Annotated in this window: 11 protein-coding genes; 7 read left to right on the forward strand and 4 right to left on the reverse strand. The window is 64.8% G+C overall.

The window, feature by feature from the left end; all coding sequences use genetic code 11:
* Positions 1–26 precede the first annotated feature (26 nt).
* Entirely contained in the window at positions 27–1,445 is a 1,419-nt protein-coding gene (locus GRI42_RS07780) for a sigma-54-dependent transcriptional regulator (RefSeq protein ID WP_160607778.1), read from the forward strand.
* Between the two features lie 21 nt (positions 1,446–1,466).
* The gene (locus GRI42_RS07785) at positions 1,467–2,252 is read left to right on the forward strand and encodes an SDR family oxidoreductase (RefSeq protein ID WP_160607780.1); all 786 of its coding nucleotides are present in this window, start codon (positions 1,467–1,469) and stop codon (positions 2,250–2,252) included.
* On the opposite strand, the gene folP is transcribed toward GRI42_RS07785, so the two are convergent.
* The 3 genes from folP to GRI42_RS13835 form a co-directional block, all read right to left on the reverse strand.
* A complete protein-coding gene (gene folP / locus GRI42_RS07790; protein ID WP_160607782.1) occupies positions 2,249–3,364 on the reverse strand; it encodes a dihydropteroate synthase in 1,116 nt (371 codons plus the stop codon). The genes GRI42_RS07785 and folP overlap by 4 nt on opposite strands.
* Positions 3,365–3,540: 176 nt before the next feature.
* Positions 3,541–4,857, reverse strand: a complete 1,317-nt coding sequence (locus tag GRI42_RS07795; protein ID WP_160607784.1) for a surface lipoprotein assembly modifier — start codon at positions 4,855–4,857, stop codon at positions 3,541–3,543.
* Between the two features lie 9 nt (positions 4,858–4,866).
* Positions 4,867–5,709: a HupA family protein gene (locus GRI42_RS13835; protein WP_170289992.1), complete on the reverse strand. Its 843-nt coding sequence runs from the start codon at positions 5,707–5,709 to the stop codon at positions 4,867–4,869.
* A gap of 466 nt (positions 5,710–6,175) precedes the next feature.
* On the opposite strand from GRI42_RS13835, the gene GRI42_RS07800 reads away from it, so the two are divergent.
* Positions 6,176–8,224 (forward strand): TonB-dependent receptor, encoded by a 2,049-nt coding sequence (locus tag GRI42_RS07800; protein ID WP_160607786.1) that lies wholly within the window; start codon positions 6,176–6,178, stop codon positions 8,222–8,224.
* Here the strand turns inward: GRI42_RS07800 and GRI42_RS07805 are convergent.
* On the reverse strand, positions 8,221–9,783 hold the full coding sequence (locus GRI42_RS07805) for a winged helix-turn-helix domain-containing protein (RefSeq protein ID WP_325065312.1): 1,563 nt from the start codon (positions 9,781–9,783) through the stop codon (positions 8,221–8,223). The two genes, GRI42_RS07800 and GRI42_RS07805, sit on opposite strands and share 4 nt — an antisense overlap.
* Before the next feature lie 280 nt (positions 9,784–10,063).
* On the opposite strand from GRI42_RS07805, the gene GRI42_RS07810 reads away from it, so the two are divergent.
* The 4 genes from GRI42_RS07810 (at position 10,064) to GRI42_RS07825 (ending at position 14,475) form a co-directional block, all read left to right on the forward strand.
* Positions 10,064–11,086, forward strand: coding sequence for a TolB-like translocation protein (locus GRI42_RS07810; protein WP_160607790.1), 1,023 nt, complete (start codon positions 10,064–10,066; stop codon positions 11,084–11,086).
* Positions 11,083–11,448 carry a hypothetical protein gene (locus GRI42_RS07815; protein ID WP_160607792.1) on the forward strand — a complete coding sequence of 122 codons (366 nt, stop codon included), beginning with the start codon at positions 11,083–11,085 and terminating at the stop codon, positions 11,446–11,448. Before GRI42_RS07810 ends, GRI42_RS07815 begins: the two co-directional genes overlap by 4 nt.
* A gap of 163 nt (positions 11,449–11,611) precedes the next feature.
* Positions 11,612–13,138 (forward strand): flavin-containing monooxygenase, encoded by a 1,527-nt coding sequence (locus GRI42_RS07820; RefSeq protein WP_160607794.1) that lies wholly within the window; start codon positions 11,612–11,614, stop codon positions 13,136–13,138.
* A 113-nt stretch (positions 13,139–13,251) separates the two neighbouring features.
* Positions 13,252–14,475: a DmpA family aminopeptidase gene (locus GRI42_RS07825; protein ID WP_170290008.1), complete on the forward strand. Its 1,224-nt coding sequence runs from the start codon at positions 13,252–13,254 to the stop codon at positions 14,473–14,475.

Consider the following 14,475-nt stretch of genomic DNA (forward strand, 5'->3'; position numbering starts at 1 on the left):
GTGCCACGAGGGAGCGTTACGGGATTATGGCGACACAGGAAGGCCGCCTCCTGCTGCTGATCGACGACGAACCGGCACAGAGCCGGCTCGTGACGGCGCTTGCTGCCCGCGAGGGATGGCGCACCATCGTGGTCGAAACCTGCGAGGAAGCGCACGAGGCGCTGACTTCGAAGGAAGGCGTACAGATCGCTGCAGTCCTGCTCGACCAGTGGGTCCCGGGCGAGGATGCGTGCGATTTCATCCGCAACCTCAAGTCCGCCTGGCCCAACCTTCCGGTGATGATGCTGACAGCCAGCACCTCGCCTCTGCTCGCGGTGGAAGCGATGCGCGCCGGTGCGACCGATTACCTGATCAAGCCGATCGCGCCCGAACGCCTGCTCTCGGCCTTGCGCAGCGCAACCCGCCGCGAAGCGCCGAAGGACGAGCTGCAGCCGATGACGGAAAAGCTGTCGCAGGTTCTCGATTTCGACGCGATGGTCGGCACTGCCGCGCCTTTCCGCACCGCGCTGGCCAAGGCCGCAACCGCTGCGCGGGGCCATGGCCATGTCCTCGTCGAGGGCGAGACAGGCACCGGCAAGGAAATGCTCCTGCGCGCAATGCACAATGGTTCGACCCGTGCGAAGGCTCCGATGCGCCTGGTCAATTGCGCCGGCCTGCCGGGCAATTCGCTCGAATCGCTGTTGTTCGGTCACGAGAAGGGCGCCTTCCCTGGCGCATTCGACAAGCAGGTCGGCCTGCTGCAGCATTGCGACGGCGGCACGCTCATGCTCGACGAGATCGACCGCATGGACCTCGCCATCCAGGAACGGCTGGCGGAGACGCTGGAAACCGGCATCGTGCGCCCCACCGGCGCCACCCACGGCTTCCGCATCGACGTGCGGGTCTTCGGGGCGAGCGACCTCGAACTTGACGAGCCGGTCGAGGCCGGCGAATTCTCCGCCGCGCTGCGTGACAAGCTTTCGGCCACCCGCATTTACCTTCCGCCGCTGCGCGAAAGGCTGGGCGATATCCCTGCCCTCACCCGCTATTTCCTGTCGCGCATCGCGGAACAGCCGGGCCTGAAGCACCATTCCATCGCCGACAGCGGCCTCTCGCTGCTCGAAGCCTATGACTGGCCGGGCAACGTTCGCCAGCTGCAGGCTGTCCTTTTCCGTGCCGCGGTCTTCTGCGACGGCGAAGCGCTGACGGCGGAAAGCTTCCCGCAGCTGTCCGAGCTGCTCGGCGACAACCCCTTGCGCGGCGAGAGCCGGGCGCGCGGGGTGGGCGTGCTACTCTACACCAACGACGGCAATTTGCGCCCGCTCGAGGAAATCGAGGCCGATATCATCCGCCTCGCCATCGGGCATTATCGCGGCCGGATGACCGAAGTCGCGCGCCGCCTCGGCATCGGCCGTTCGACGCTTTATCGCAAGCTGAGCGAACTCGGCATCGACAACGCGGCCTGACCTGCCCTACCTTTCGGGGCCATGGGAAAACTCAGCGGAATGAAATGCGTCGTCACCGGCGGCGCGCGAGGTATCGGCAGGGCCGTGTGCGCAGCTTTCGTTGCCGCGGGCGCGCAGGTGGTGCTGACCGATATCGACGAGGATGCCGGTAGGAAAGCGGCCGAAGAACTCGGCTGCGAATGGCAGCATCTCGACGTGTCCGACGAAGCGGGCTGGCAGGCGCTGGCCGAGCGCTTTCCGGCCATCGATGTGATGGTCAACAACGCGGGTATCACCGGTTTCGAGGACGGCCCGCCCCGCCCTCACGATCCCGAGCACGCAACGCTTGAGGAATGGCGGCGCGTCAACGCGGTCAACATGGAAGGCACCTTCCTTGGCTGCCGCTATGCCATCGGAGCGATGAAGGCGAAGGGCACCGGCTCGATCATCAACATGTCCTCGCGCTCCGGCGTGGTCGGCATTCCCGGAGCCGCTGCCTATGCCGCGTCCAAGGCGGGGATCCGCAATCATTCCAAGTCGGTCGCGCTCTATTGCGCACAGCAGGGCTGGCAGATCCGCTGCAACTCGGTCCAGCCGGCCGCCGTCATGACGCCCATGTGGGAGGCATTGCTCGGCGACGGGCCCGGCCTGGAAGAGCGCAAGGCCGCCATGGTCAAGGACACGCCGCTGAAACGCTTCGGCACGGTCGAGGAGGTCGCCGCCCTGTGCGTCTACCTCGCTTCGCCCGAAAGCGCCTACATGACCGGTGCGGAGCTCACGCTCGACGGCGGGTTGCTCGCCGGAAGCGCTGCCTCACCGGGGGACTAGCCCGGCAAGTCAGAGAAGTCGGTCAGCGCCGCATCGCGCAGGCCGCGCCAGACGTTGCGGGCCTGCACCGTCTCGGCGACGTCATGCACCCGCACCATCTGCACCCCGCAACGCATGGCTTCCAGCGCCAGCGCGATACTGCCGCCCAGCCGCTCATCGGCGGGCGCTTCCTTGCTGAGCGCACCGATCATGCGCTTGCGGCTCGCCCCGAACAGCAGCGGGTGGCCGAGCGCGTGGAACAGCGGCAACGCATTCACCAGCGCCAGGTTCTCGCCCAGCGACTTGCCGAACCCGATACCGACATCGAGCAGGATGTTGCGCGCCTCGATCCCCGCATCGAGCGCCGCATCGCGGCGGGCACGCAAGGCGTCGAACACGTCGAACGCCACTAGGTCGTAATCGCCCCCTTCGTGGAGGTCCTCGCCGGCAGCGCCAGGCGCATGCATCAGCACGACCGGGCAACCGGCACCCGCGACCACCTCCGCACTGCGCGGATCGTGCGCGAGGCCGGAGACATCGTTGACCAGGTGCGCGCCCGCTTCCAGCGCGGCTTCCATGACGGCCGCCTTGCGCGTGTCGATGCTGACCGCAGCGCCCATAGCCACGCAGTCCTCGATCGCGGGAACCACGCGCTCGATCTCGTCGCCTTCCCACAGTGCCTTGGCACCCGGCCTCGTGCTTTCGCCCCCGACATCGATGATGGCCGCTCCCGCTTCCACCATGGCAGCGGCATGTTCGCGCCCTGCTGCCCGGTCGTCGAGATAGCGCCCGCCGTCGCTGAAGCTGTCGGGCGTCACGTTGAGGATGCCCATGACCTGCGGCTGGTCGAGCGCGACCGATCGCGGCCCCAGTTGCAGCGGCGGATGCGCCAGCGTGAGGTTCGCCCACTGCGCTTCCGCATCGGCGCCCACCTCGTCCGGCAGGGCGCCGAGCACCTGTGCCATCGTATCGGGAGCGGCGAGCCAGCGTTCGACGATATCCCCGTCCCGCCGCAGGATCACTGCGAAGCGGCTGGCATAAGCCATGGAACCGGCCAGCCGGATGGCATTGCCGTGTTCGCTCTGGGGACCGGGGACGAGGCCGATGGGCCGGATATAGACGTGTTGGGGCATTGTAGGGCCTGCCTAGCAGTCTCCCCACAGGATGGAACACTTGGAACACGGTCCTGGGGAAGAAATGCGCAGGGACGCGGCCGGTATGTGTGTCCGGGAATTTGAAAGGCAGGCAAGCGGGTGGTCATCGCACCAGCCTACCCGCGCGGGTGACTGTAGGACAGCTGCCGGACGGCTCAGAATGCGCGAACCACGCCGAATTCACCCGACCACCGGTCGAAGCTGTAAACTTCGATCGGGCTCCAGTTCTTTTCGAAGGCAACCCTGACCAGCGGCGAGAAGCCCTGCCACTCGATCTTTCGATTGGTGATGCCGAGGGAAACGCGCGCAAAATCCTCGCGACGCCGCTCGGGATAGATCGCCAATCTCTCGTCCGCCTCGAGATGCTGGTAGCTGGCCGAAGCGAACAGGGTGGTGCTGCCGAATTCGCGCCATCCGGTCGCCGACAATTGCAGGCTGGCGAGGGAATAGGCGGGGTCCTTGGCGAGCTGGCGCATACCGCCGATGGTAACGCTGACACCCGAACGCGTGCTCAGAGCCCGCTCGTAGCTGGCGAAAGCGGAAAACTCGTCTCCGTCCTGACTATCGTTCAGCCGGTTGTCGGTGCGTGCGTAGCCAAGCCCCGCACGGATTTGCGCGCGGGGCCCGGCAGCGCCTTGCCAGTCGAAATTCGCCGTGAGCGCATCGGCATAGGTTTCTCCGCCGAACCACCTGCGCCGCGCACCGAGCGAGAGGTTGGCCCGGCCGCGACGGAACGGGAATTCCGGGCCGAGCGAAGCGAAACCCACCATGTCGTCGAACCGGCTCGTGCGGTAGAAGTTGCCCGAGAAACCGGCCCGGGCGAGCAATGAAGTCGCGGACGAAAGCTGCAGGCGGTAATAGGCTTCCGTCTTCACCGACAGGCCGATACCGGACGTCTCCTGTGCATCCTCGTCGAGGTCGAAATCGCCGATCACCGTGCCCAGCGTGTCAGAGCGCGTGGCACGATTGACATTGCTGTCGGGGGCGATCGCCAGCTGCAAGGTGGCACCGACGGGCTTCCTGTCCCGCAAGGCGGCAGAAAACCGTTCGACGACGCGCGCAACATTGGGCGGCAATTCTCCCGCTTGCGCCTCGCGCAGGCTGCGTCGGGCCGCCTCGTGATCGCCCAGTTCGGCCTGCACCCGCGCCAATTCCACCCGGGCGCGCTGGGCGGTAGGCTCCTCGTCCAGGATTGCGCGCAGGTATAGCCCGGCGCGCATCCAGTCCCTGTGCCGCATCGCCAGCATGGCCAGCCGGAACCGCGCCTCGTTGCGGATCGCCAGTTCGGGATCCTTGGTGAGAGCTTCCAGCATGGTGATCGCGAGATCTTCCTGCTGCGCCAACACCGCCCTCGTCGCCATGGCGAGCAATTCCCTGCTCGTTGCGGCGATCTCGATATCCTCACCGCTTCCCTGCACCGGCTGGTCCGGTACAGGGGCAGCAGCGAGGGCAAGGACGAGCGCTTCGAGCACCGTAGCCGCTCAGTTTTTCCTGCCGATCCAGATGCCGCCAATCGTACCCGAATATTCGCGCCCTTCGATGGTAGTAACATAGGGCGCGCTGAACCGGGCCATCAGTTCGGCCGCTCCCGGTCCGTTGAAATTGCCCTCGAACCAGGACGGCAGCGTGGTGCCGTCGCGGGCGAACTTACCCGAGAATACAGTGCTTCCGCTTGCATAGACCGTCTCGACAAAGGTGTAGGTGCCGATGGGATAGCAGTCCCACGGGCACACCCACGGGTTCATCTCGCCCGCCAGCGTTCCCGCGCCGAAGTCGAACCGCAGCTCCGCAGTGCCGGTGACGTAGTCCACATAGAGGCTGTTGGGATCGTAATTGTAGTTGGCGGTACCTTTGATATCGGCGGAATAGGATGCAGTGCCCGTCTTCGGGACATCCGAACCGGTGGTGGGAATGCCGTAGGCGAAATAGCCGTAGTTCCCGGTCCTGGCCTTTCCGTTCAAACCGCCGTCATCTTCCCAGTTGCCCCAGGAAGTATAGGTGAGCGTATCCTCGGTGCTGAGCGGGCCCTTCGGCCAGGCAAGGTACACGAACGCATCCTGCCGGCCGCTTTCGCCATCGAGGAGCTGGTTGTACGTCCCGTAGATATTCTGCCAGGCCGACCCGTCGATGTAACTGCCGTGGTAGCCGGTGGTGTAGAGGGCACCCCTGTTGTAGCCGGGCAGAGTGATGAAATATGCCCCGTCCGATGCGCGGTATTCCAGCGATATATCGGCGCGTTCATGCGGCGATACCTGGATCACCCCGTCGGCGCCGGGCGCATATTCGTTGACCACGCCCAGCACCGTCAAGGGCTCGCTCGACACCAGACCGATATCCCCCGACGGAGGCGGCGGCGGTCCGGGTGGCGGCGGAGGCGGAGGCGGCGGAGGTGGAGGCGGCGGAGGCGGCGGTGCTGCGATCGGTCCGGGCGCCGAATTGACGCCGTCTCCCCCGCAGGCCCCGAGCAGGCCGATGGCGCAAGCCAGAAATACGATGCGTACAGGTGCGTTTGACATGACCGATCCTTCCTTTCCCGGCTTGAACGCCGGAATTGCTGGTCGTGAACGCCGCGTCTTGACGGTCCTGCGAAGACGAACCCTGCTCCGCTTCACGAAACGAGTCTGCGTAATCATTCCAACAAGATGATGCGCCCGGTTGCGGTGGATTGGCCATGATCGCGACCTGATGATTTGCCGATGATTTCAAGTTTCGGCCCGTCAGCAATGGACGGACCGAAGAGGCGGCAGTAAATCTTGGACCAAGGCCGAAAGGCGTTGCTGCGAGTTGGGAATGGGCAGAGGATTATTCTTCACTGGCGGTTTGTTGCTGGCCATTCCCGGTACGCTTCAGGCGCAGGACGAGACGCGCCGCGACGCGGGTGATCGGGACGAAATCATCGTGACGGGCGAACGCGTTCCGCGTCCCGACCTGGAGACCGCCTCGAGCGTCGCTGTTTTCACCCCCGCCCAGATCGAAGCTACCGCTGCCGACCGGCTCGACCAGATCCTGGCGCTGGTCCCCAACATCCAGCCAGGTTCCGGAGAAGAAGGGCCGGCGATCCGCGGCCAGGACTCGACCGGGCAACTGCGTAACCTTTTCGCTTTCCTCGGCGGAGCGCGACCGCGGGTGACCCTGCAGGTCGATGGCAGGCCGGTGAGCTTCTACGAATTCATCTCCGGTACGCAGTCCGCCTGGGACCTCAAGCAGGTCGAGGTGTTTCGCAGCCCGCAGACCACGACACAGGGGCGCAACTCGATTGCCGGCGCGATCTTCGTCGAGACCGCCGATCCGACGCGGGAGTGGGAAGGACGCGCGCGGGTCATGGCCGGCAATATCGGGATGCGGCAGGTTTCGGCCGCTGTGAGCGGACCGATCGCAGGCGACGAGCTGGCGTTCCGCCTGTCCGGCGATCTGCACCTCGGCCGGGTGGCAAATGAGATGACCGACGGCATCGATGGCGCGGAGCTGGAACACGACGACTACGGCACCGCCCGGCTCAAGCTGCTCTACCAGCCCGCTTTCCTGCCGCGGGCGAGGCTTGAGACGACCATCGCCTACTCGCAGTCCCAGTCACCGCAGTTCGAGGGGGCGAGCCCTCCGTTCAGCGACCGCCGCCTGCCCGTGCCGAACCAGATGATCGGCGTCATGAAAGTGCGCGCCACCTCGCTGACCACGCGCGCGGAATACGAGATCGAGCCGGGGCTGACCTCCTCCCTGACCCTCTCCTATGGAGATGCGCTGCTGCAGCGCTTCGGACTGCCCGGCCTCGGCCGCACGCGGGCGGAAGTGGACGATTTCACGATCGAGCCCACTCTGCTGTGGCAGCGGCCCGGCGAATTCTCCCTGCTGCTCGGCGCCAACCGCTCGTCCATCGACCAGCAGCAGACGATCAACATTTCCGGCTTCGGCCTCGGCACCGGCACTTTCGACGACGAGCAGGACAGCCTCGGCCTGTTCGGCGAAGCGAGCTGGCACCTCATCCCCTCGCTGTCGCTCACCGGGGGCCTGCGCTACGAGACGGACCGGCAGGTCAGGGTCGGCGGCATCGGCGGCATCGTGCTCGACTACGACGAGACATTCTCTGCCTGGCTGCCCAAGCTGTCGGTCGCGTGGGAGCCGAGCGAGAACCTCACGCTCGGCCTCGTGGCACAGCGGGCATTCAATCCCGGCGGGACGACGATCAGCCTCGCAAGGCGAGCCGCAGACGATTTCGATGCCGAGAAGCTGTGGAACTACGAGGCGTTTTCCCGGGCAAGGTTCGCAGGCGGAAAGGCGACCCTGGCGGCGAACCTGTTCTATGCCGATATCGAAAATGCGCAGCGACCGCAGCTGGTCCCGATCATCCTGCCGAACGGCGTGCCCACGCAGGCGACGGAATTCTCCAATGCCCCGAAAGCGCATAGCTACGGTCTGGAGGCGGAACTGGGCTGGAAGCTGCTGGCCAACCTTTCGGTCAGGGCGGGAATCGGGCTCCTGGAGACCGAGGTGGACCGGACCGAGCAGCCCGTTGATCCGACGCTCGGCAAGTCATTCCAGCGCTCGCCCGGCCTCAGCCTGTCGGGTGCGATCGACTGGCGCCCGGTCGAACCGCTGCAGCTGTCCGCGCAAGTCCGGCACCAGAGCGGCTACTTCAGCGACGACGCGAACACCGAAGCGCTGCGGATCGGTGCGAGCACAATAGTCGACACGCGCGCTTCCTATGATTTCGGGCGGGTGCAACTGGTCGCCTATGCGCGCAACCTGCTGGACCGGTTCACCGTTACCAATCTCTTCAATCCGAATTTCGCCAGCACGGGAAGGCCGCGAGAGATCGCGATCGGGGTGGAAGCAAGCTTCTAGCCGGAAGGGCCGGCAAGGAAGTCCGGCGCGATACCCCGCTTGTCCCAATAGGCGGCAAGACCGATGTCTTCCATCAACGGCATGAAGCGCGGATCCTGCTGCATTGCCCGCATGGTCGGCACGAACAGCATGTTGGTCTTGCGGCGGCGCTGGTCGGGCACCACAGGCTGGCCCGGGCGCCATTGCATGGCGGCGATGATGGGCCCGCGTTCGAGGTAATAGGCATCGGCCAGCGTGAATGCATCGTCGATGGCCCCCATGATATTCAGCAGCATCATCGCATTGATCACCGCAGACACATTCTGGCCCACACTCATCATCACGCGCTGGGTCGCGGCGGCAATCGCTGCAGCTTGCCGGCTCTGGGCCGCCTCGAGCGCAAGTCGCATGGTGTCGAACATGGGCGGTGGAAACGCCGGGCGTGTTGCTTGGTCGGAGACATGAGCCAGCGCGCGGTCGATCCGCCCGGTGTTGGCGAGCACCCAAAGCCTTGCGAACCAGAAACCCGGGTCGCGCGGCCACATGTCGAGGCCGCGCATGGCCGCGCGGTCCGCCTTGGCGATATCCCCCATGAACCAGTGCGCATAGACCTCCTTGTAGCCCACTGCGGCATCGAAGGGCGCGCGCTTGACCAGATCGAACCGATCTTCGGCGGATTCCTTCATCCGGCCGACCGCGCCCAGGAAGAACAGCCGGGAATCCTGGGTGAAGATGTGATCGGGATGCTTGGCCAGGATTTGGTCGAACCGCTGCTCGGTTGCCAGCCAGTCCCCGTAATAGGGGATGGAAATCGCCAGCGCGGCCATGGCATCGGCATTGCCGCTTTCGAGTTGCAGGGCGCGATTGGCCGACCTTTCGATTTCTTCAACGCTGATGGTTGCAGTGTCCAGCGCGTGCTCGTCGACCCGAGCCAAGGCCAGCGAGAGCAGTCCCCAGGCAGGGCCGCTTTCGGGGTACTTTGCCACCGCCTGCCGCAATAGCCCGATCGCGCGGCTCATTGCGTCGGGCGAGCCGGCCCGCATCACGATCCGGGCTTCGTCGATCAGCTCCTGCGCCGGGTCGACCGGCCCGCCCCGGGTCCAGAATACGAGCGCCGCGCCAAGGCCGACAGCCGCACCTCCTGCCACCAGCCAGCGCCTGGATATCCCGCCACTGCTGGCCAGCGGTATCGGATCATCCACAGCGACAGCATCGTCCTCGAGCATCTGCGGACCGTGCTCCGACACGAGCCGGTAACCTGTCCTCGGAATAGTCTCGATGGTGAAACTGTCGTCGGCAAGGTGACTGGCGATGCGCCGCACGCCGGCGACGGCGCGGTTGAGGCTGTCGTCGCCAACGAATACACCCCCCCAACAGCGCTCGAACAGCTCGTCGCGGGTCAGCACTTCATTGGCTGCCTGAGCCAGTGCGATCAGCACCTGCATCACCCGCGGCTCGACCTTTTCGCGCCGGTGACCTGCAGCAACAATGCGGATTGAAGGATAGACAGTGACACTGCCGATCCTGAAGTCGGCCTGTTCTGCCAGGCTGGCAGCTGTCAGCAGTGTTTGACGCGACACATCCATCGGCAATTCCGAGCTGTCGTACAACTATACAGCGTATCGCCAAATATTCGGGAACGCCACAAAGATAAGGAGTGGGAGCCCGAACGGCAATTTGCGCCTCGACCGAACCGAGCGTTCCTGCCGGCCTCGATCAATGTTTACATGGGCTTGCCATTCCGTCGATGGACGATTGGACTCGACGAGCGCATCGATGCTATTGTCTCGCATCATCAGCGCAGAATTCCTGCGGATATTGGCGGGTCGCACTTCCCGATCGAGAGTGCGAGGCCAGGACATGAAACACTACATATTTGGCGCGGCTGTATTGGCCGCTTGCGGAGCCGCTGCGCTGGTTGCTGCGCCCCCCGAAGGCAAGGGTGGCGGTAAGGGCGGCGGCGGAGGCGAAGATCCTCCGGCAGAGCCGTTCGTTCCGGCGATCGCCTATTTCGATTCCACCAAGACAGCCAAGCAATTGCGGCTTGCGAACCGCGCGGGGGATCAGGCGTGCATGGTCGTGGAAACGCCGAACGGCGGACCGACGCTGCGCGGCTTCAACTATCATGCTGCCAGCAAGCGGCTCGCATATTCAATCGGCGAGACCGGCATCTACGTGACCAGTTGGGGCAGTGACCCATGCAAGGTAGACGCGCCTACTCGGGTCAGGGCATTGTCCGGCGGCGATCATCCCGAAGTCATGGATTTCTCGCCGGACGGGCGATACGTCGTCTGGACCGAACCGATCCACGAATACACCGGGTTCGGTTCGCCCTACCTGATCTACATCTACGACTTCGACCAGGACATCTTCTTCCCCGTTCCGCTCGACCAGTGGGGCGGCGAGAGAGTGGAATGGGGCGTCGATGGCGAGTGGGGTACCGGCGGCATAAGGTTCAGTCCCGATTTCGCGACATCCAACGAGGTCATTTTCATAGGTGCACCGCTCGACGGATCGGCCGGCCTCTACGACAGCGTTTTCGCCTACGACATCAGTGGTGGCACACCCCCGCGGCTCATTTATGACGGGGAGAACCTCTCCATCGAGCAGTTCGTTTCGGTCACCAACCCCGAGGGACAGGGCGAGGCGCAAATCGTCTTGGCCGATCGGAATTCAGGCGAGCTGATCCAGCTTGCTCTCGATGGCACCGAGGTGCGCCGCTTCGGCGGAAGCGAACCCGCCTACAGCTGCGACAATAGCGAAATCCTCTACCAGTATTCAGCCGGAAAGAGGCGCAACGGCTGGTTCATTGCCGGTGTCGACGGCACCAATGCCGAGCTGTGGTCGAACAGCGGGCGCTATTTCGACTGGTTCTGCCCGTGAGGCGCGCCAGCGGGATCGCAGCGCTTGCCATCGGCCTCGCCGGAGGGAATGCGGCAGAGGCGCAGGATGGCCCCTCCCCGTCTCCACGCGTAGTCCTGTCGGCAGGCGACAGTGCCAAGGTAAAGGTCGGGCCGCAGTATTCCGGGGCCGGCGAAACCCGCTTTCCGGACCGGTCAGCAGTGGGCGAACAGGGCCTCGTCGTTGCGTGGCGCAATAGCCCGGTGCCGGTGCGAAGCCTCGTCATCGACAGGCCGCCCGCGCCGCTGCTTGCTGACCTCATCGGCAGGCCCGACCGCCAGGCGGCGCTGGACCGGTCTGCACGGCCGGGCGACTGGGTCACTCCGCCTGCCGCCAAGCGCTGACCTTTCCCTCTTCAAGCCGGGGGACACCAGTGGCATCATGCGGTCAACGAGGAGCGACGGCGAAGGCATGCGTTGATTCACGTCAATGAAGCTTTCCGGATGGGTCCTAGACAAGCATCGGTGGGAATATTTGCGGGAGAGCAGGATGAACGCTGTTACAGCCATGACCAAACCGACGCATGTCGACGTGCTGATCGTCGGGGCGGGGATTTCCGGGATCGGGTCTGCCTACCACCTGCAGGACCAGTGCCCGGGCAAGAGCTATGCGATCCTCGAGATGAAGGACACGTTCGGCGGCACCTGGGACACACATAAATACCCGGGCGTGCGCTCGGACAGCGATCTCTACACCTTCGGATACCGCTTCAAGCCGTGGATCGGCGCGCCGATCGCCAGTGCGGAAGAAATCCTCAAGTACATGGGCGAGGTGATCGAGGAGAACGGCATCGGCGACCACATTCGCTACGGCCACCGGATCGACCGGTGCAGTTTTTCGCGCGAGACCGACCTCTGGACCGTCGGGGCGACCCGCCTCTCGGACGGCGAAAGCCTCGTATTCACCTGCAGCTTCCTCTGGATGTGCCAGGGCTATTACGACCACAAGACGCCCTACATTCCGCCGGAATGGCAGGATAAGGGACTGTCCGACTTCAAGGGCGATTTCGTCCATGCCCAGCAGTGGGACCCGGACTACGACTTTACGGGCAAGCGCGTGCTGGTAATCGGATCGGGCGCAACGGCCGCGACGGTCGTCCCTGCGTTTGCCGAGAAGGCGGAGCACGTCACCATGCTCCAGCGGTCGCCGACCTATTTCTTCTGCAGCGAGAACAAGAACGAACTGGCCGACCGCTTGCGCGAAATCGGCGTCGACGAGTCGACCGTCCACCGCGTGGTGCGCCAGCAGATCATGTTCGACCAGGACATGCTGACGAAGCGCTGCCTCGAGGAACCGGATGCGGTCTTCGAGGAACTGAAGGAACTGGTCCGCGCCTTTACCGGCAAGCCCGATTTCGAGTTCGAGCCGCACTTCACGCCGAAATACCGCGTGTGGCAGCAGCGCCTCGCCTTCTGTCCCGAAGGCGACGTTTTCCGATGCGCGGTAGAAGGCAAGCTGACCGTCGTCACCGATACGCTCGACCGCTTCACCGAAAAGGGCGTCATGACGTCCTCCGGCGAGGAAATCGAAGTCGACCTGATCGTCGCTGCCACCGGTTTCCAGCTGTCGGTGATGGGCGACATTCCCTTCTTCGTCGACGGGAAGCGGGTCGATTGGCACGACACGGTGACCTATCGCGGGATGATGTTCACCGGCGTGCCGAACATGGTGTGGGTCTTCGGCTATTTCCGCGCCAGCTGGACGCTGCGGGTCGACATGCTCGGCGATTTCGTCTGTTCGCTGCTCAACCACATGGACGGGAAAAGCGCGCGCCGTGTGGAGGTGCAGTTCCGGCCCGAGGACAAGGGCATGAAGCTCCTGCCCTGGATCGAAGCGGACAATTTCAATCCCGGCTACCTCATGCGCGGGCTCGACCAGATGCCGCGGCGCGGGGACAAGCCCGAGTGGCGGCATAACCAGGATTATTGGCGCGAGCGCGAGGAGATTCCCGCGATCAGCCTCGATGGTCCCGAGTTCGCCTACGCCAGTGGAGCCGGGGTGGCGGGCGCTGTCGAGGCCGAAGCCATCGGCTAGGCGTCAGCGCGCGGTTGCGTAGCTGCAGGACGGCAGTATCAAGTCTCCACGAGGGCACACATTCGTGCCGCGGGAACGGGGTCCGGTTTGCCTGGCTGGAGAGGAGAGGGAAAATGCGTTCTGCCATGCGAGCGATCGGCTCGGCGCTTCTGCTGTGCGCTGCCGGAACTGGCGCGATGACTGCCGTGCACGCACAGCAGGCGGACGCTCCGCAGGTCCGCGCGAGGGACCTCGGCGTACCCTTCGACGGCACTCCCGGCCCCCTCAACGCCATCACCGATGTCGCCGGTATCGAGGTCGGCCATACCACGCTGATTTCCGGCGATGGCGACCTCGTCGTCGGTGAAGGGCCGGTCCGCACCGGCGTTACGGCCATCCTGCCGCGCGGCAAGGCCTATGATCCCGTGTTCGCAGGCTGGTACGCGCTCAACGGCAATGGCGAGCTGACCGGCACCACCTGGGTCGAGGAATCGGGCTGGCTGGAAGGCCCGGTGATGATCACCAATACCCACAGCGTCGGCACGGTGCGCGATGCCACGATCGAGTGGGCACACAAGCGCCGCTTCTTCGCCCCGCTTGCCGGCGAGCCCGATACCTTCTGGATGCTGCCCGTGGTTGGCGAGACCTATGACGGCGACCTCAGCGACATCAACGGCTTCCACGTGAAGAAGGAGCACGTCTTCGCAGCGCTCGACAATGCGGCTGGCGGCCGGATGGCCGAAGGCAATGTGGGCGGCGGCACCGGCATGATCACCCATGGCTTCAAGGGCGGCATCGGCACCTCCTCGCGGGTGGTGAAGGCAGCGGGAGACGACTACACCGTCGGCGTGCTGGTCCAGTCGAACTACGGGATCAGGGACACCTTCACGGTGGCAGGCGTGCCGGTGGGCCGCGAGATCACCGATCTGACCACCACCTATGGCGATCATAACCAGGAAACCGGGTCGATCATCATCGTCGTCGCCACCGACGCACCGCTCCTGCCGCACCAATTGAAGCGCGTGGCCCAGCGCGCCACCATGGGTATCGCCCGCAACGGCTCCTTCGCCTCGAACGGTTCGGGCGACATCTTCATTGCCTTTTCCACCGGCAATCCCGGCAAGTGGGGCCGCGAAGGCAGCGCGGAACTGACCAGCCTGTCAAACGACGCGCTGAGCCCGATTTTCCGCGCCACGGTCGAAGCGACCGAGGAAGCTGTGATCAACGCATTGGTCGCCGCGCGCACCATGACCGGGATCAACGGAAACACCGCCCACGCCCTGCCGCACGACCGGCTGCGTGAGGTGCTGCGCAAATACGGGCGACTGGTGGAAACGGACGCTCCGGCGGCCGAGTAG

This window comes from Qipengyuania gaetbuli (assembly GCF_009827315.1).
Taxonomy (GTDB): Bacteria; Pseudomonadota; Alphaproteobacteria; order Sphingomonadales; family Sphingomonadaceae; genus Qipengyuania; species Qipengyuania gaetbuli.